At 55.4% G+C, this 18,911-nt stretch carries 12 protein-coding genes; all 12 read right to left on the bottom strand.

Annotated elements, in window-relative coordinates:
• Window positions 1-2: 2 nt before the first annotated feature.
• The 12 genes from recD to rppH all read right to left on the bottom strand — a co-directional run bounded on the left by recD (window position 3) and on the right by rppH (window position 18,565).
• Entirely contained in the window at window positions 3-1,844 is a 1,842-nt protein-coding gene (gene recD / locus VGM55_RS15330; protein ID WP_331635941.1) for an exodeoxyribonuclease V subunit alpha, read from the bottom strand.
• Window positions 1,841-5,386, bottom strand: a complete 3,546-nt coding sequence (gene recB, locus VGM55_RS15325; protein WP_331635940.1) for an exodeoxyribonuclease V subunit beta — start codon at window positions 5,384-5,386, stop codon at window positions 1,841-1,843. Before recB ends, recD begins: the two co-directional genes overlap by 4 nt.
• Window positions 5,386-8,271 carry a pitrilysin gene (gene ptrA, locus VGM55_RS15320; RefSeq protein ID WP_331635939.1) on the bottom strand — a complete coding sequence of 962 codons (2,886 nt, stop codon included), beginning with the start codon at window positions 8,269-8,271 and terminating at the stop codon, window positions 5,386-5,388. The genes recB and ptrA overlap by 1 nt, the downstream gene beginning before the upstream one ends.
• 148 nt (window positions 8,272-8,419) lie before the next feature.
• Entirely contained in the window at window positions 8,420-11,791 is a 3,372-nt protein-coding gene (recC, locus tag VGM55_RS15315; protein WP_331635938.1) for an exodeoxyribonuclease V subunit gamma, read from the bottom strand.
• Between the two features lie 7 nt (window positions 11,792-11,798).
• Entirely contained in the window at window positions 11,799-12,122 is a 324-nt protein-coding gene (locus VGM55_RS15310; RefSeq protein WP_331635986.1) for a prepilin-type N-terminal cleavage/methylation domain-containing protein, read from the bottom strand.
• Window positions 12,122-12,556, bottom strand: coding sequence for a DUF2509 family protein (locus tag VGM55_RS15305; RefSeq protein ID WP_154188233.1), 435 nt, complete (start codon window positions 12,554-12,556; stop codon window positions 12,122-12,124). Before VGM55_RS15305 ends, VGM55_RS15310 begins: the two co-directional genes overlap by 1 nt.
• Window positions 12,553-13,113: a prepilin peptidase-dependent protein gene (locus VGM55_RS15300; RefSeq protein ID WP_154188232.1), complete on the bottom strand. Its 561-nt coding sequence runs from the start codon at window positions 13,111-13,113 to the stop codon at window positions 12,553-12,555. Before VGM55_RS15300 ends, VGM55_RS15305 begins: the two co-directional genes overlap by 4 nt.
• On the bottom strand, window positions 13,107-13,574 hold the full coding sequence (locus tag VGM55_RS15295) for a prepilin peptidase-dependent protein (RefSeq protein WP_154188231.1): 468 nt from the start codon (window positions 13,572-13,574) through the stop codon (window positions 13,107-13,109). Before VGM55_RS15295 ends, VGM55_RS15300 begins: the two co-directional genes overlap by 7 nt.
• A 183-nt stretch (window positions 13,575-13,757) precedes the next feature.
• On the bottom strand, window positions 13,758-14,552 hold the full coding sequence (thyA, locus tag VGM55_RS15290; protein ID WP_154188230.1) for a thymidylate synthase: 795 nt from the start codon (window positions 14,550-14,552) through the stop codon (window positions 13,758-13,760).
• A gap of 6 nt (window positions 14,553-14,558) precedes the next feature.
• Window positions 14,559-15,431 (bottom strand): prolipoprotein diacylglyceryl transferase, encoded by an 873-nt coding sequence (lgt, locus tag VGM55_RS15285; RefSeq protein ID WP_154188229.1) that lies wholly within the window; start codon window positions 15,429-15,431, stop codon window positions 14,559-14,561.
• Between the two features lie 344 nt (window positions 15,432-15,775).
• Window positions 15,776-18,022, bottom strand: coding sequence for a phosphoenolpyruvate--protein phosphotransferase (ptsP, locus tag VGM55_RS15280; RefSeq protein ID WP_154188228.1), 2,247 nt, complete (start codon window positions 18,020-18,022; stop codon window positions 15,776-15,778).
• A gap of 12 nt (window positions 18,023-18,034) precedes the next feature.
• Window positions 18,035-18,565, bottom strand: a complete 531-nt coding sequence (gene rppH / locus VGM55_RS15275; RefSeq protein WP_008458467.1) for an RNA pyrophosphohydrolase — start codon at window positions 18,563-18,565, stop codon at window positions 18,035-18,037.
• Window positions 18,566-18,911: the final 346 nt, after the last annotated feature.

Raw genomic sequence — 18,911 nt, 5'->3', positions numbered from 1 at the left:
CTTTACTCCCCGGCGAAAATCGCCATTAGCCCGCTGCGGCGCTCCGTACGCGTGGCTATCGCTTTGTGTAGTACGCGCTCATCGGCATACAGCGACAGCCGCTTACGGGCGCGCGTTATCGCGGTGTACACCAGTTCACGCGTCACCACCGGTACAAACTGATTAGGCAGCACCAGCGCGGCATGGTCGAACTCAGACCCCTGAGATTTATGCACCGTCATGGCGAAAGCCGTATCGTGGGCAGGAAGGCGGCTTGGCTGAACTGATTTCACCGTCCCGTCCGGCATCGGGAACCAGACACGGAGCCCCTCTTCACGCTGCAACGCAATACCGATATCACCGTTAAATAAACCAAGAGAGCTGTCATTACGGGCAATCATCACCGGACGACCATCATACCAGCGCGAAAGAGCCTGAGATGGCCGCGGGATAAGCCGCGCCAGCACCAAAGCCTGTTCAATACGCTCGTTCAGGCCGCTCACGCCGAAGGGACCTTCACGCAATGCACACAGCAGCTGATAACGGCTGAAAGCGCTGAGGATTGTTGCAGGATCGGCCTGCTGACGCACCAGCTGCAAATAGGCACCATAGCCCCTCACCACCTCGGCTATCATTTCAGCGTAATCCTCAGGCTCAAGCAGCGGCTGCAGCGAGATATCCGTGAAACCCTGTCCAAAAGCGGCCTTCACCTGCCTGCTGTCACTGGCATTCACGGCAAACGCCAGCTGGCCGATACCCGACTGGCTGTCGAATCGGTAGCTCTTACGCAGCAGGCAAAGCCCGTCACGCAGCGCGCTTGCCCGGTTACTCTCACTTACGGGAACCGTACAGCCCGTGAGCCGCTGCAGTTGTTCCGCACGCTGCGCCGAATAACCGTCATTCACGTAATGGCAGATATCGCCCAGCACCGCCCCTGCTTCCACAGACGCCAGCTGATCTCTATCTCCCAGGAAGATAACCCTCGCCTGCTCTGGCAAAGCATCAATAAGCCGGGACATCATCGGTAAATCCACCATTGAAGCTTCATCCACCACCAGCACATCAAGGTGCAGAGGGTTACAAGAATGGTGGCGCAGGCGCTGGCTGTTTGGCTGCGCCCCCAACAGACGGTGCAACGTTGACGCCTCTTCCGGCAGGCGCTTTTTCTGCTCGTCGCTTAGCGGCAGCTGACGCAGCGCGCTCCCCAACGATTCCGTTAAGCGCGCAGCCGCCTTGCCCGTTGGGGCAGCAAGCTGAATACGCAGGGGCTGACCGTCAGAAAGCTGCACCAGCGCGGCCAGCAGTTTTGCCACCGTCGTGGTTTTTCCGGTGCCCGGCCCGCCTGAGATAACCGAGATACGGCGCGTCAGCGCGACCGCCGCGGCCACCTTCTGCCAGTCCGTCTGCTGGCTAAGGCCAAACAACTCGTCGAGACTGCGACGAAGCTGCGCCTCATCGAGCGCTATCGGTTGATTATGTTCGCCAAAAAATGCGGCTACCCGCTGCTCATTGCTCCACATGCGGTTGAGATAAAGCCGGTTGTCGATAAGCTTGAGTGGCGTGGGTTCATCGGCCGTGCTCACCGAATGCGCGGCCAGTAATGCACTTTTCCAGCCAGCCTCTGGCGCAGCTTCAGCAAAAAGTTGAGCCACCAGCTCAGGGTGTTTGCCCGCGAACACATATTCAGGTTTTATGCGTTCAAGCGGCAGGCACACATGCTCTTCGCCCGATTCGTGACTTAGCAATGCAGCCGCCAGCATAACGGCGGGCTGTTCATCGTTCGCAACCATCATCGCAAATTGCGAATCCAGCGGCCTGAGGGCTTTTAGCGTGACCGCCTGATTAAGTAGCTGCGACATGCTCACAGGTCCAACTCCTCTGTTTCCCCGGCAAAGAGCGCGTCCATCGCGTCAATCAGTGCTATATCTGGCCGGGTGGAAAAAATACCCTGCTCAGGTTTCCCCTGCTCCACGCCGCGCAGGAACAGATAAATCACCCCGCCAAAGTGCTGCTGGTAGTCATAACCTGCCATGCGATGGCGCAGGTAGCGATGCAGCGCCAGCGTATAAAGCTGGTACTGCAAGTCGTAGCGATGAGACTGCATTGCCTGAGCCATGGCTTGCTGGGTGTAGGCGCTGCTGTCCTCTCCCAGCCAGTTAGATTTATAGTCCAGCAGGTAGTAGCGTCCCTGCCAGCGGAAGACCAGATCGATAAACCCTTTAAGCATCCCCTTCACCTGACGGAAATCCAGAGGGGGGCAACCGGCAGAAAGCGGATCGTAACGGCGAATCAACGCGTCCAGCGCCGGAGCCTGTAGCTCATGCTCGATAGGTAAGTAGAACGCCAGCTCTACCTGTTTTTCCTTAGAAGAAAGTCGATTCAGGGCAACCCCGGCGGCATTGAGCGGTGCGGCAAGCACCTCCTCCAGCCAGCGGCTCACCACCGGCCCCCATTCGACGCTAAACCCGTTGGCAAGCAGGTGTTGTTCCGTTTTCTCGCTATCTACCGGCTGAGTAAAATCAACCTCTTCGAAAAGGCTGTGCAAGAAAGTGCCTGGCGAAGCGCCACGTGGGAAAGTATGCGGCGTAAGTAACGGCTCACTTTGCTCCGGGGCTTCCCCTACCGCGTCGACGTCAAGGCGCGGCACTAAATCCAGTACCCGGCTGCTGCCGTGCTGCTGCAGACCAGAATAACTGGTCACGCGCCAGTTATCCGAGATTCGACGCTTGAGCTGGCGGGCGGCAAGCTCTGGCAACACGCTGGAGACCGGCTGCCACGGAGAGTCATCACCGGGCGGTAGGGTTTCAACGTCAATGGCTTCGCTTTTGAGAGAATCCAGCGCCTGGCGCAGCCCTTCAGCATCAAGCGCTTCCCCTTTCTGCAGCAAATAGCCCAGCGCACTGAGGTGCAGGTCGCTGTTGCCTTTTTTTGCCCGGGAACCACGGAACAGCGGCGCCACGCCCAGGCTGCAGTGCCAGACGGAGCGGGTCAATGCTACATAAAGCAGACGTAAGTCTTCCGCCAGACGTTCTTCTTCGGCCAACCCCAGGCTTTCTGCATCGTTGCTTAAATCCAGAAGTGAGGTAAACGTTGTGCGATCGTGATACAGGCCGCTGCTCTGTGGGCGATAGTTGGCCACGAACGGCAGCCAGACCAGCGGGTACTCCAGCCCTTTGGATTTGTGAATAGTCACCACCTGCACCAGATGCTTATCGCTTTCCAGCCGCAGCTGTTGGCTTGACGCGTTACTGTCCGGCTCGGCAATGCGCTGCGCCAGCCAGCGCACCAGCGCGTGCTCGCTCTCCATTTCCACAGACGCTTCCTGCAGAAGCTCGCTGATATGCAGGATATCCGTCAGTCGGCGCTCTCCTCCCGGCGTTGCCAGCAGGTTTTCGGCAATATTTCTCGCTCGGATCAATGCTCTCAGCATCGGCATCACGCCGCGCTTGAGCCACAGCTCACGGTAATCAAAAAACTCTTCAACCAGGCTATCCCAGGCCAGCTCATCTTTGTTCAACGACTCGATAGTCAGTGCATCAAGGCCAAGCATGCTGGTAGCAATGGCGCTGCGCATCGCCGTTTCTATTTCCGGGGCCAGCACCGCCTGCAGAACCCACAGCAGCTCACGTGCTTCAGGGGTGGCAAATACGGAGTCACGATTAGAGAGATACACCGAAGGAATGTTTAACGCGCCGAGGGCATCACGCACGATGGCCGCTTCGCCCCGGCTGCGCACCAGAATCGTCATATCCGATGCCCTGAGCGGGCGAGATACATCCCCTTCCCAAAGCAGCGCTTCGCCGTGCTGACCGGCGGTTAGCCAGTCACGAATTTGCCGGGCACACTGCGTCGCCATAGCTTGTTGGTAATCACTTACACCTGTGCCATCGCCAGGCTGAAGCCACATTTTCACCGCCGCCTGGCGTTCGCCGCCGACGGTAAACCGCAGGCCACTATTGCGCGGGGCTGACTTCACCGGCAGGAAGGGGATCTGGCGGAATAAGAAAGGGTTTTCGACCTGCTGGAACAGCGTGTTTACGCCGTGGATCATCGCAGGCGCCGAGCGCCAGTTAGTGTCCAACGTGTAGTGGGCGCTCACCTCATGACGTGCTTTCATGTAGGTAAAAATATCAGCGCCGCGGAAAGCATAAATAGCCTGCTTCGGGTCACCAATCAGCAGCAGCGCGGTGTCTTGCTGCTGGATATACAGACGGCGGAAGATGCGGTACTGCTGGGGATCGGTATCCTGGAATTCATCGATCATCGCCACCGGAAAGCGCCCACGAATAGCCGCAGCTAAGGCATCGCCACCGGGCTGATGCAAAGATTCATCGAGCCGGCTCAGCATATCGTCAAAACCCAGTTCACCGCGGCGACGCTTCTCCTGCTGTACAATGTAGCGAATTTCCGCCATAGCCCTGGCTATCACCAGGTCGCGGAGCGTCAGCGGTTCCGCCAGCAAGGCATCTATCGCGCTGAACAGGCTGTGCCGCGGTACTTCGCCTTTTTTGGTTTTCTCTTCAAGCGTGCTTTGTGCAAACTTAGCCAGCGCGTCCGGGAGCTGATAGCTGGTCGTGTCCAGCTGCGCCCACTGGCCGACAATCTCCAGCCAGTTCGGTAAATGTTTGCTGCTGTAGCTGCGTTTATCTACGCCAGAATCGTTAATCAGGCTCGCCAGTTCATCCGCCGCCGCCCGCCACTGAGATTTGACGTCGTCGATGGCGGCGATAATCTTTTCATGTCGGGCCAGCAGCGTTTCGTCATCCGCCGGGGGCTGTTTCAGCTGCGGTTGCTCGCCCTGAAGCCAGCTATTGATATCCCGCAGAAGCGCCTCCGGACCGGACCATTCTTCACTCATCGCCTGCGCGACAGGTTTAGGCAACGGATAGCAGTGACGACGCCAGAAGTCAGCACAGGCGTGGCGGCGCAGCACGGACTCATCTTCGATAAGTTGCTGTTCAAACAACATTCCGGACTCAAAAGCATTGAGACTGAGCATCCGCTGGCAAAAACCGTGAATAGTGAAGATTGCCGCCTCATCCATTTGCTGTTCAGCTAACAGCAAGGTGCGCGCAGCGAGCTGCTTGTTCTCTATTCGGGCAAGCAGATTGTGTAGCAGGGGATTTTGAGTACGATTGCGAATGCAGGCGATGCGTAGTTCGTGGATATTTGCCCGAATACGGCCACGCAGTTCTTCCGTGGCCGCTTCGGTAAAAGTCACCACCAGCAGCTCTTCTACGCCGAGCGGGCGAGGAAAGGCATTCTCCTCCCCCAGCCCCAGCAGCAGCCGCAGGTAAAGCGCAGCGATGGTAAACGTCTTACCGGTGCCCGCGGAGGCTTCTATCAACCGTTCACCGAACAGCGGTAAACTTAAAGGATCAAGGGGCTGCGCGGCTACATCGGTCATTATTTCTCGCTTACTCGTGGTAACGTCTGTTGCAGACTGCTGGCCCCCTCCCAGGTTTTCCACCCTTTTGGTGCCGCATAGCCTGCTTTGCCGTTATGGCTACCGGAAATCTGTGACAGCACCGCCATCCCCTGGGGAGCTATCACTGCCTGATGGAAGAAATCAGCCAGCTTCTGCGGCGTTAATTTCTTAATTTCGGCTATCACTTTATCACGGGAATCAAACGCCATGTTTCGGCGATCGAAATCTTTGCTTAACTGCGCCGCCTCTTCCGCAAGGGTTTGTGGAGCCTGCTGCATCTGGGCAATCATCCCCTGCTGGATTTGGGCAAACTCGGCACCGCTCATACCGCGCAGCTTTTTCTCGATAACCGGGTAAAACGCCTTAAACCGTTTATACAGGTAAGCAGGCTGCTTATCGCTGCTTTGCAGCAGGAAGCCCACGCCCCACTGGCGGCCAATCGACATTGGGAAAGCAAATACCGCATAGCCAAGCTGCTCCTGCGTTCTCAGCTGATTATAGAACCACGGCTGAATAATCTGCCCTAACACAGAACCATAAGCGGTACTGGTAGCCTCGTCATAGCCTTTTGGCACATAGACCGCCGCCAGCGCTGAATCCGTGCTGCTTCCGGCCTTTTCAAACATTGCCAAATGCAGTTTATCAACCAGCACATCGTCATTACGGCACCACTCATTGCCCTTTGGCGCCAGCTGAGTTTTCACGTTTTCCGCGAGCCGTTTCGTCTGCTCCGGAGACATATTGCCAATGACCATAAACTCAGGACGCGCGTTGCTTTTCAAGCGCTCACGGTAATCAAGCACGTCTTTCAGCGTCAGTTCAGGCAGTAACGCTCGCCGGGTACTGCGCTCAAAATAAGGGACCTGAGAGAGCATCTGCACCGGTGAGATAGCCAGCTCAAAGGCTTTGCCTTTTTCCGCCGAGTCCATCATCTGTGCATACCAGGATTTGGCCTGATCCAGCTGCTCCTGAGTTGGGGTGTAGCTAAAATACCCCTTCAGCAGCGCCTCAAAAAGCTGCGGCAGGCGCTGAGTATAGCCGTTGGCGTTGATCATCAGCCCGCTATTGGCGTTAGAAGAAAAACCAATCCCGCCAACGGACGCCTGATTGCTTAATTCGTCAAGCGCGATGCCCGCCAGATAGTCGTTGATGGCAAACAGCACCTGATTTTTCGCGCTGTTCATCACCTGAGGATTACGCAGCACCAGCGTAACATCCGCTTTCGGCTCGTTGCCAAAATAGCGGCTCGGCATATACACCACGCGCAGATCCGGCTCGTGTATCAGCAGCTCAGGATGTTCGTACTGCTTCTCCGGCTTATAAAGCGTAAAGTCATCCGGAATGTAAGGGTTCAGCCGGGGCAGCTCAAGCTTGATGGCATCCGCTTTCTGCTGCCAGTCGGCGAAGGTCTGCGCAGGAATTTTGTTGACTTCATAAGGCGCATCCACAAAATAGGCAGTTTTATTATGCGGCTCCTGCGGGCTGATAAACCACACGCGGGCGTTTTGTGGCGTCATCATGTCCAGACGCGCTTTAATCGCCTCAGGATCGTACTGGTCGGCTATGTTAGCAGCATCCAGCGTATGGGCGACTGGCACACGCAGCATGGTATCCGCCAGCCATTCGATATAATCCATATCGCGGGTGATGGACGGGTAGCGGAAATCGAGATCCAGCACGTGGGCCAGCTCATCAAAATAACGCTTGTCGATTCCCTTAGAACGCAGCTGATTTAGATAGCTAAATACCGCGGCGACCACCTGGTCACGGTTGGCCAGCCCTTTATCCGTCAGGGAGACAGAGATGGCAAAGACCCCGCTATTGCCGGTAACCATCGGGTCAGAATCGGCCCGTACGCTCTCGGCCAGCCCCTGCTTTTGCAGCCAGTCTGACAGCGTATCGTGGCTGCGGTTACCGATCAGATAACCAATAAGTTCGTCGGTTTTGCTACGGAATTTATCGCTGTTGTTGTCGATACGAAATTCAATGCGTACCGCCTTACGCGGCATGGCCGGCACATAGTGGATAAATATCCCTTTTTGCGCGTCGGTCACCACCGGCACGTCTATCACCGGCTTTTCGATATTTTTATTGGGCACACGACCGTAGGTTTCGGCAGCTATTTTCGCCAGTTCCGGTAGCGGTTTATTGCTGTAGATAACCGCTTTCATCAGGTTCGCAGAATAGTATTTATCCCTGAATGCCACCAGTGCATCCAGCAGTTTGCTGCCGGGTTTGTCGCGTAGGGTTTCAAGGTTGCCGCCGGAAAAACGCGAGCCAGGATGAGCGGGGTTGATAGTTTCAGCGCTGACCTGCGCCATGCGCATACCGTCACGCGCACGTGCCATGGTCAGCTCGGCGTTCACCGCATTACGCTCACGCTCGGCGTATTGCGCCGCAAGATTAGGTTCAGCAATGGCGTCAGCCAGGCGGTCTACAGCACCATCGAGCGCGTCGTTTTCCACTTCCAGGTAAAACGCGGTGCGGTAGGTGGCGGTACTGGCGTTGTGGCTGCCGCCGTGTTTTTTGAGGAATTCGGACAGGCTATCCGGATCGGGGTATTTTTTGGAGCCCATCAGGGTCATATGTTCGAGGAAATGCGCGAGTCCGAGGTGCGCGTCAGGGTCTTCGAGCGATCCGACAGGCACCACCAGCGCAGAGAGCGACTTCACCGCCTGCGGATCGGAAACCAGCAGCACGGTCATACCGTTATCCAAACGAATAGCCTGATACTGACGAGGATCTTTTTCACTTTTACGAATGGTGTCCTGAACAGGTTGCCATCCGTTATCTGCCTGACTGAAGGGTGCCCAAAGAGCAACGAACAAGAAAAGCGCGGTAAACCAGGTGCTGCATTTAGGCATTAACAAACCTCGTCTTCACTAACTCACTCATCATTAACAACTTTTTGAAGCAATCCGTAGAACGCCGTTGTTGTATTTCGCCAGCCCTGAGCAAGAAGCGCATCATAAATGAACTCGCCGGGCTGTGCAATTTTTATACAATCCTTGTTCAGGATTGGTTGAAACGGAACAGCGGCAGAAGGTAACGCTCGGCTTCTCTGATAATGGCGTCGTAGTACTCCGCATCAAGCGTACGGTACAAACGTTGCAGCCAAATATCAGCGCCTTCACCTTCGACCATATGGTTTCCTTCCCAGGCAGCCAGCAGCTTATTGCGCGCTTTCTGCTGCGTCTCCTCATCCCATAAAATGGCATTATTTAGCGGGTCGTAACAGGTTTTTATCCATGCACCACCGCTGTTGTGTAATAAGAGCAGCGGCTGGCACAAACCTTCTTTATACCCCTCAAGCAGTTGCGTCAGATATTTATTGGCCTGCTCCCTCTCCATGTGCGGGAAACGCCACAGTGAATCTTTGCGTCCGTACATCCGGCTTTCGCCAGCGTAACCGCAGGCACAGTAGACGAGATGCTCAATCCAGAGCTGCATTCCGTGGGCGACATTCAGAACGGAGGGGCGCCAGCGTAATAATCCATCTTCCTGTACGTCCGACAGCCAGCCCGTCACTCTGGTTCCGTCGAGGTGAAGATCAACTTCACGACTCTCCCCTTTTTGTCGCTCAGACAACACTTTTTCAGCCAGTGAATTCATTTCATTGCGCTGATTTTCCCAAAGGATTTCACCAAAAGCACCGTACGGCAGAACACCTGCGGCCCTATAACGCACAAACAGCTGGTGCGGATCTTCTTGCTGGACAAGGGTATTAAGCAGGTGCTGGTTTAGCTGAAAACGATCGAGCACGTCGAGGGTAAAGGGCTCTTCATCCGGTAATTCCGTATCTTCAAGGCGGAAATTAATCCCCAGACGCATTTGGAAAAATGCCCGCACCGGGTGCCGCCAAAAGCGCTGTAGCTGCTCAAGGGATATTTCGTCGCAGGGCTCAGCAGTCAGAGGTTGAATAAAGTGAGCATGAGCCTGCCCGTTGCCGCTGGCCGCTGGCAGCCATTCCTCGGCGAAGCTCTGCTGCTCGCCTTCGGCCAGGTAGTTACTGCTGTCGAAAGGCGTGCGGGCATGAAGCGTCACCAGGTGCTTTCTCACCTGCTCGCTGCTGTCATCGGCATTGCATTCGGCATCACCGGGGAGGTAATGACTGCGGGCAACATAGTCCAGCAGCTCCTCCACCAATACCGATGGATAGCGCCTGCTGTTATCCTGAATAGAGCGACCGATGTAGCTAATGTAAAGCCGCTGCTGCGCCGAAATGAGCGCTTCCAGGAACAGGTAGCGGTCATCATCACGACGGCTACGGTCACCGCGCTGCGGGTGCTGGCTCATCAGGTCAAAACCCAGTGGCGCAAGCGTGCGCGGGTAGACGCCGTCATTCATGCCTAGCAGGCAAACGACCTTAAATGGAATGGCGCGCATCGGCATCAGCGTGCAGAAATTCACCGGCCCGGCGAGGAACCGCTGGCTGATACGCTCCTGATCAAGACGCTGAGCCAGCTCATCGCGCAGCAAGGTGAGTGGCACAGGCTGCTGGTAGGCAGCCTCGGTCCCTTTCTCTATCATCTCCTGCCACTGCTGCTCAATCAGCGCCAGCGCCGCTTCTGTTTCACTATCAGGCAGGAAGAAGCTGTTCAGCATTTCCCTGCAGAGCGGCAACCATTCATCTAAAGGGCGATCTTGGGTTAATAGCTGGCGCCAGCGGTTAAGCTGCATCAGCAGCTCCGCAAGCTGCCCCACCAGCTCGGCAATCAGGCCACTGGACTCATCGTAGGGCAGTACGGAATCCCAGACCCCGGCCTGGCTTTCCATCGCATAGCCAAGCAGCATGCGGGTCAGGCCAAACCGCCAGGTGTGCTGCCCGGTAGCCGGAAGCGCCAGCTCACGAACGTTGTCGTCATCAATGCCCCAGCGTATGCCGGACTCATTGACCCATTTACGCAGATAGCGTAGCCCTTCCTCGTCGATAGCAAAGCGCGCGGCCAGCGCGGGCACTTCCAGCAGTGCCAGCACATCTTCTGCCGCAAAGCGGCTTTCCGGTAACCCCAGAAGCAAAATAAACGCCTGAAGTGCAGGATGCGCCTGCCGAGCACGGCGGTCAGAAATGGCAAACGGCAGCCAGCGTTCATCGCGAGCGTTGCCAAACACGGCCTGAATAAACGGGCTGTAGCTATCGATGTCAGCCACCATCACGATGATGTCGCGTGGCGTCAGTTCAGGGTCGGCTTCCAGCATCGCCAGCAGCTGGTCATGCAATACTTCCACTTCCCGTTGCGGACTGTGGCATTCATGGAACGTCAGCGAACGATCTTTAGGATCTAACTGTCGTTTATGGTCGCTTTGCTCATACTCTTCCGCCGTCAGCCCCAGAACCTGCGAGTCTTTCAACTCCAGCAGATCATGCTGCAGCCCATGCAGGAGATTGTCAGGATCCAGATCGACAAAAACATCAACTTCTTCAAAACGTTCCAGCTCGGAAAGCAGGAACGAGTAGTCACGCCCCAATTTCCCCCAGGAAGCCAGTAGGGCATTCCCCACGTCCTGTTCACCCCGTTCGTTAAACAGCAAGGAAGCGCTGTCATTGTCTTTAAACAGCGCCAGCTCCCGGTCAGCCTGGTGTAAGCGGCGGCGGCGGCTAACGAGACGAGCAAGAAATGCAGGATCTTTAATATCGCCCCAGTAGTAGCGGCATGGGTTAGTAAACAGCACATGAACGTCAATATGTTTGCCCAACGCCTGAAGCGCCTGCAGGTAAACCGGCGGCAGCGCGGAAATACCGCAAATAAAGACGCGAGGCGGAAGTCCCGGAGGACAAACATCACTCTTCTCAAGGGCGGTAATGAAGCGCTGGTAAAGATTGGCACGGTGCCATTCAGGCTGCCCCAGCTGAGCCGTATAGCGCACAAGCTCTGCCCACAGCGGAGCCTGCCAGAGCTGAGACTCTCCCGCCCCGTCCACAAGCTCGCCTTTTTCCCAACGGCTGAGCCAGCCAGGGCGGTAAACAAGGTACTGGTCATAGAGGTCGGCAATACGGGAAGACAACTGGAACAGCTTACGGCTGCTGTCGTCCTCCTGCAGATAATGGTTAAGCAGCGTAAATTCCGGCTTCTCGAGCATGTTCGGGATAAGCGTCATCAGCTTCCAGCTCATGCTCTGCTTATTGAAGGCACTTTCTTTTGGAATACCCGGCAGCACACGGACAAACATGTCCCAGATAAAGCTGGCGGGCAGAGGGAATTCAATATTTGCCGCGATGCCAAACTTCTGCGCCAGCGTCATTTGCAGCCATTGCGCCATCCCGGTGCTTTGTACCAGCACCACCTCCGGCTCAAAAGGATCCGGCAGGGGCTGACGTTCCACAATGAACTCCATGATGGCTTCCAGCACATCGAGGCGGTTGGAATGGTAGACACGCAACATGAAATCGCTACTCCTGACGTTGTTCTGGCCGCGGACAATCCAGCCTCAAAAGCTGTGCGGTTCGGCCCTCTGGGCTTGTTACAGTAACGTCGATGCTGACACATCCCAGGGAAGATGTCTGCTGTTGACGCACATTCCATAATTCTGATGGCGCTGGCACATCCGGTTCAGTTTGTTCACGGGCCACACGCCAGAGCTGCCTGAGCTGCCATTGGCTTATAAAACCCTGCTGCAATTCGCGGTGGTAACCCAGTAGCGCAGTAATAACGATTGCAAAAAGCGCCAGTGCACATAGCACCTCTGGAAGGCTAAACCCGCCCTGACGGAGCATTAACGAGGAAGATGGCATAAGGCATCATCCAGCAACGGGCAAAAGTCCAGCCAACCGTGCGCCGACGCCACTAGCTTTCCTCCCTGCATAACGCCCCAGCGCCAAAGCGTAATGGGCAACGCATCCCCCGCAACAGAACCAGATGCGGCAAGCAGCGCCTCACCTTTTTCTGTTTGATGGAGGCATGCATGCCAGGCATGCTGTTGCTCATTGAGGCACTGCCACTCTTCCTGCGACTGCCAGCGTTGTCTTTCTCCCCACGCCAGTGCAGACCGGGCGGCAGCTTGATTTTTAATAAACTGAATTTCAGCGGCAACCTCGAAGCCCTGAACGCTGAGCTGCTGCGAAAGCCCTCGCAACATCAGGGACCCCACCGCCAGTAACATCAATACCATCAGTAGAGAGGTACCGCCTTTCTCATGCTCACAGTTCATAGGTTTTCCCCACTGACAGCGTAGCTTACTTCGACGGGGCGGCCGCCCTGAGTCAAACGGGACGCCAGTCTGATGATAAATAAAGGCCGGGCTGTTTTACGATTTTGGCGCGTAACAGAAAAATGCTGCACCACCAATCGCGCCGGGTCAGACATTTTTTCCCAGCCATTGCCTTCACAGTTTTCCACGCCTTTTTGGGTTTCCAGGCCACCGTCACGTAAACGATAGCCAATCTGTTCACTTTGGCTGCCTGCAGGGGCATCCCAGCGGCCATTACCGTTAGCATCCCACTGCACCAGGACGCAGCTTCCCTGGTTCATTAGCTTTATGCCCTCTCCCCGGCACTGGCCCCGGCAATAACCAGCACGCTGCAGATTCTTTCCAATACCAAATGCCATCTGCCACATTGCCTCCTGCTGTGCGACAAAAGTGTGTTCACGCATAATGTCCCTCTGCAAGGCAGGAAACAGGCGCGAAGTGCCTAACAGCACAGCGCTGCTCAATGCCATAGCGATAAGCGTTTCCAGTAACGTAAACCCGCTTTGAGGATTCAGCATGGCTTCTCTCCGGACAGCTCGCACAGGCGCGTACGCCCCCAAACCGATAGCGTCACCTTCCATCGTCCAGCCTGACTTCTGAGAATAATATGGCCGGGCCATGCGGTATTGTGCACGCCATAAAAGCCTAAGCCGCTGGTCATCTCCTCCACTGAGATACCTTCAAATTCAGGCATAAATACCAGGCGGCGGTTTGCCAAACAGCCTCCTTCAGCGGAACGGCTTGCCAGGCACCAACTTTCCCCCCTCTTATTCAGCGTTAAAAGATGGGTTCGGTTATGCCAGTTCGCGTCGTTGCGCAGCCGTAAAAGAAAGTGATTTAGCTGCTGGGCGGTTTGCCACAGCTGCGCTCTTTGCTGCCAGCGATGCCAGCCCTGAAGGCCAGAGGCGCTGAGTGCGGCAACAATAGCCATCACGACCATAACCTCAATGACGCTAAAACCTCGTTGATTTGTCTTCATGAACGCGAGTGTGGCAGCGGCGTTTAAATCTGCCAGAGGGAAAACGCAGGGATGGGGCAAATGCCGGAGCATAATTGAAGAGTTGCAGCATTTTTCACGGCCGCTGGAACCAACGCCGAAGAAGAGAAATCAGGATAAAAAAACCGGCGCACAAAGGCACCGGTTCTGTCACGCTGTAAGCTGTTACACGGCAACAGGCGCTTTGATCGCCGGATGCGGATCGTAGCCTTCAATGTCGAAGTCTTCGAAGCGGTAGTCGAACAGCGACTCAGGCTTGCGCTTAATGACAAGCTTAGGCAAAGCGCGTGGCTCGCGGGTCAGCTGCAGGCGAGTCTGTTCTAAGTGATTGCTGTACAGGTGCGTATCGCCCCCGGTCCAGACGAAGTCACCGACTTCCAGGTCGCACTGCTGCGCCATCATATGCACCAGCAGCGCATAGCTGGCGATGTTGAACGGCAGCCCAAGGAAGATATCGCAGGAGCGCTGATAAAGCTGGCAGGAGAGCTTGCCGTCGGCCACGTAGAACTGGAAGAACGCGTGGCAAGGCGCCAGCGCCATTTTATCCAGCTCGCCTACGTTCCATGCAGAAACGATGATGCGTCGGGAGTCCGGGTCATTTTTCAGCTGGTTCAACACGGTGGTCAGCTGGTCAATATAGCGCCCGTCAGGTGCTGCCCAGGAACGCCACTGCTTGCCGTAAACCGGGCCAAGGTCGCCATTTTCATCCGCCCACTCGTCCCAAATTGTGACCTTATTTTCTTTCAGGTACGCAATGTTGGTATCCCCGTTAAGGAACCACAGCAGCTCATGAATAATCGACCGCAAGTGACATTTTTTGGTGGTAACCAGCGGGAACCCTTCCTGCAGGTTGAAGCGCATTTGATGCCCAAAAATAGACAACGTGCCAGTACCGGTACGGTCCGCTTTCGGCGTGCCCTCTTCGAGCACTTTTTTCATCAAATCAAGATACTGTTTCATGTCACCTCACGAAAGTTGCTGCTGTGGACGGCGGTAAGCCCAGACCATCATGGCGATACCGGCAACAATCATCGGAATCGACAGAATCTGCCCCATGCTGATGTACTGCACCCAGGTGCCGGTGAACTGCGCGTCCGGCTGGCGGAAAAATTCCACGATGATGCGGAACGCGCCATAGCCGATCAGGAACAGGCCAGATACCGAGCCCATCGGGCGAGGCTTACGAATAAACAGGTTCAGAATGATGAACAGCACAACCCCTTCCAGCGCCAGCTCATAAAGCTGCGACGGATGGCGCGGCAGCACGCCGTAAGTATTGAACAGCGACTGCCATTCCGGATGCGTTGCCAGCAGACCAACGTCTTCACTGCGCGAGCCAGGGAACAGCATGGCGAAGCGGAAGTTAGGGTCGACGCGGCCCCACAGCTCACCGTTGATAAAGTTGCCGAGGCGACCCGCGCCAAGACCAAACGGGATAAGCGGAGCAATAAAGTCGGAGACCTGGAAGAAGGTACGTTTGGTGCGGCGTGCGAACCAAATCATGACGCAGATAACACCGATAAGCCCGCCGTGGAAGGACATACCGCCGTCCCAGACCTTGAACAGGTACAGGGGATCGGCAAGGAAGACCGGCAGGTTGTAGAAGAAGACATAGCCCAGACGGCCGCCCAGGAACACCCCGAGGAACCCTGCATACAGCAGATTTTCTACTTCATTTTTCGTCCAACCGCTGCCTGGACGGCTGGCACGACGTCCGGCAAGCCACATGGCAAACACGAACCCAACCAGGTACATGAGCCCGTACCAGTGCAGGGAAACCGGCCCGATGGAGAAAATCACCGGGTCAAATTCAGGGAAACGCAGATAGCCACTATTCATCTGTCACCACAAGCTATTGTTACCCCGCCAAAAAATCAAAGGCGGGTTGCAAGTACGCACCGCTATCGATGCGCTCCGAAAGCAGCGGATCATAGCACAAACGGCCTGAGTGATTGATTATGGAAGTTGTAAAAGATATGTAATGTCCCGATGATGCCGGGACACCTAAGGCAATGCACGACGTACGTGGGAAATTAAAACTACACAAGGCATCAAAGAAAACGAACAGGGAAAACCCTTTCAGGGTTTTCGGCTGATAAATCACAACAAGGGAAAAACCACGTTTTATCCCTTGTTGTCAGGTGAGGATAATGTCCCGATGGCACCGGGACATACTGAGTAACTTAACGGCCGCCGCGAATCAGGCCGCCCATTCCTCTCCGCTCCATAAAGGCCGCGATCTGGTGGCGAACTTCCGTCGCCATTTGCGCCTCGAGGCTGCGCTGGGCGAGTACCTCGGCCTCCTCAAGATTGATATGGCGCAGCAGGTATTTAATACGCGCGACAGAGCGGCCGTTCATCGATAGATGACGGTAGCCCATGCCCACCAGAATCGCCACACACATAGGATCACCCGCCATCTCTCCGCACAGACACAGGTCGATGCCGTAGCGTTCCGCCTCGCGGGCTATCAGATTCAGCGTGCGTAACATTGCCGGATGCAGGCTGTCGTAAAGGCTGGCTACCCGGGTGTTATTGCGGTCCACCGCCAGCAAATATTGAGTGAGATCGTTAGTGCCTACCGAGATAAAATCAATGCGCTCTGCGAGGTGACCCAGCATAAAGACCATTGAAGGCACCTCAACCATAACCCCAAGCCTTAACTTAGGCAGTTGATAACCTAACTCCTCTTCCACTTCTCGCCCGGCTCGATCGATCAATCTACGGGCATCGTCGATTTCATCAATACTGGTGATCATCGGCAGCAGAATGCTGAGATTGCCGGTAGCCGCGTTTGCCCGCAGCATCGCACGTACCTGGATCAGGAAGATCTCCGGCTGGTCGAGCGTGATACGAATGCCCCGCCAGCCAAGGCAAGGGTTCTCTTCACTGATAGGCATATACGGGAGCTGTTTATCGGCCCCAACGTCCAGCGTGCGTAGCGTAACAGGCTTGTCGTTAAACATCTGCAGCATCCCCTGATACTGTGCGACCTGCTCTTCTTCAGATGGGAAGCCGCTTTGCAGCATAAAAGGGATTTCGGTGCGGTACAGCCCGATGCCGTCGATACGACTTCCTAGCTGCTCTTCATGTTCCGGGCTAAGCCCTGCATTCAGCATGACCTGAACCCGCTCCCCGCTTTTTAGCGCGGCGGGCTGCTCAACGTCGTCTTCTGCAAGGCGGCTGAGTTCATTCTCTTCGCTAACCAGGCGCTGGTATTCCTGCAGCAGGACCGGCTCAGGATCAACCAGCAATTCACCGCGATAACCATCCACCACCAGCATACGGTGATGCAGCACCGAAGGCTGAATATCCGCCCCCATAACGGTTGGGATGCCGAGCGCACGCACCATGATGGCAGCATGAGAGTTTGCCGCACCGTCGCGCACGACTACGCCCGCAAGGCGCTTCTGCGGCAGCTCGGCAAGGGTGGTGGCAGAAAGCTCATCGGCAACCAGAACAAAGCGCTCGGGCCAGGTATTCGGGCTCTGGATAGTGTCGTCGAGGTGAAATAGCAGGCGCTGCCCCAGGGTTTTGAGGTCTCCCGCCCGCTCTTTCAGGTAGCTGTCAGAAAGGCTGGCAAACTGTTCGGCAAACTTTTCCACAACCGTTTTTACCGCCCATTCGGCTACCGAGCCTTTGTCCACCTCGGCAAAAAGCTCACGGCGAAGGCGCGCATCGGTTAACAGGTGAGAGTAAAGATCGAAGATAGCCGCGGTCTCTTTCTGAGCCCCGGCGGCAAAGCGTTTGCTGTAGCGGCGAAACTCCCCGGAAGCCTCTTCTAGCGCGGCGGTAAGACGCTCACGCTCCAGCGCGGTATCCAGAGTGGATGCCTCAAAGACCTGCTCCATCAGCGGGACGGTGGTGTCCATCCAGCCTTCAGCAATGGCCACGCCAGGCGAAGCGGGCAGTGCGCGAATACGGGTCTGTCGATATTGCCCGAACAGCGCAGCCAGCTGTGACTGGGATAAAATCCCGGCCATCTGCGTGGCCAGCGTAACGAGGAAAGACTCTTCGCTCTCATCGTATTGCCGGTGTTCACGCTGCTGGACAACCAGCACCCCCAAAAGCTGACGGCGCTGGATAATCGGTACCCCAAGAAACGCACGAAAACGCTCCTCTTTTACGGCAGGTACATATTTAAAGCTGGGGTGTTTTTGCGCATCGGCAAGGTTAATCGGCTCTGCGAGCCGACCAACCAGGCCGACAATACCTTCGTCAAAGGCAAGCGTAACGGTACGGCCACGCGGTTTTTTTAAACCACGCGTCGCCATTAAGTAAAAACAGCGGCGCTCATGATCGGCGAGATAAACCGAGCAAACCTCGGTATCCATCGCAAGGCAGATGTCGGTAACCAGGATATCCAGCGCCTCATTGAGGCGCGGGGCACTGGCGACCTTTTCGACTATTTCTCGCAGACGGGTGAGCATTTTTCGCGTGACTTAACCTCTTTTACGTCGCCAGGCCGGCGAGTTATTACGTGGTGGCGTAACTTCCTGCAGCGGCATAACCACGCTGGCAAACTCTTTCATTACCCGGCGATAAACATCGCGCTTGAATGAAACAACCTGACGAACCGGATACCAATAACTGACCCAGCGCCAGCCATCAAATTCCGGCGTGCTGCTGGTTTGCATATTGATCTCGCCGTCGCTGCTCAGCAACTGCAAAAGAAACCATTTTTGTTTTTGGCCGATACAAACCGGCTTTGTGTCCCAACGCACCAAACGTTTAGGTAATTTGTAACGCAACCAGTTTCGGGTCGAGGCAAGAATGCGAACATCTTTTCTCTGCAGACCGACTTCTTCGAAAAGCTCCCGGTACATTGCCTGTTCAGCGGACTCGCCAGGATTAATGCCCCCCTGAGGAAATTGCCAGGAATGTTGGCCAAAACGCCGTGCCCACATCACCTGTCCCTGCCGATTACATATTACGATCCCAACGTTGGGGCGGTAGCCATCATCATCGATCACCGGACTACCTCAAAACAAACTTAGATTGCATCGATTGTTTCATACAAGTGTCAGGCGGTAAACCACTCTCTCGGCGGCGTTTACGTGGAATAACATTTGAATAACTCACAAAAGATAGCTGGGTTATAAACAGGGGATGGTAAAAACCGGCGGCTTTATTCACTTTTTCTGTGGATATAACTGTGAAGAACTATCGAATTACATCGGGACAACTTGGGACAAGTAAAATCAGCAGCAATCCAATCACTAATTAAAATTGTTATTTTTCATAATGATAACACCAAAAAAATGACACGCGAAGTTCATAATGTGATGATCATCACACATGAGGATCGTCGACTGATGA

It is taken from the genome of Cedecea sp. (assembly GCF_036500665.1).
Lineage (GTDB): Bacteria > Pseudomonadota > Gammaproteobacteria > Enterobacterales > Enterobacteriaceae > Cedecea.
This window is presented reverse-complemented; position numbering and strand designations above follow the sequence as displayed.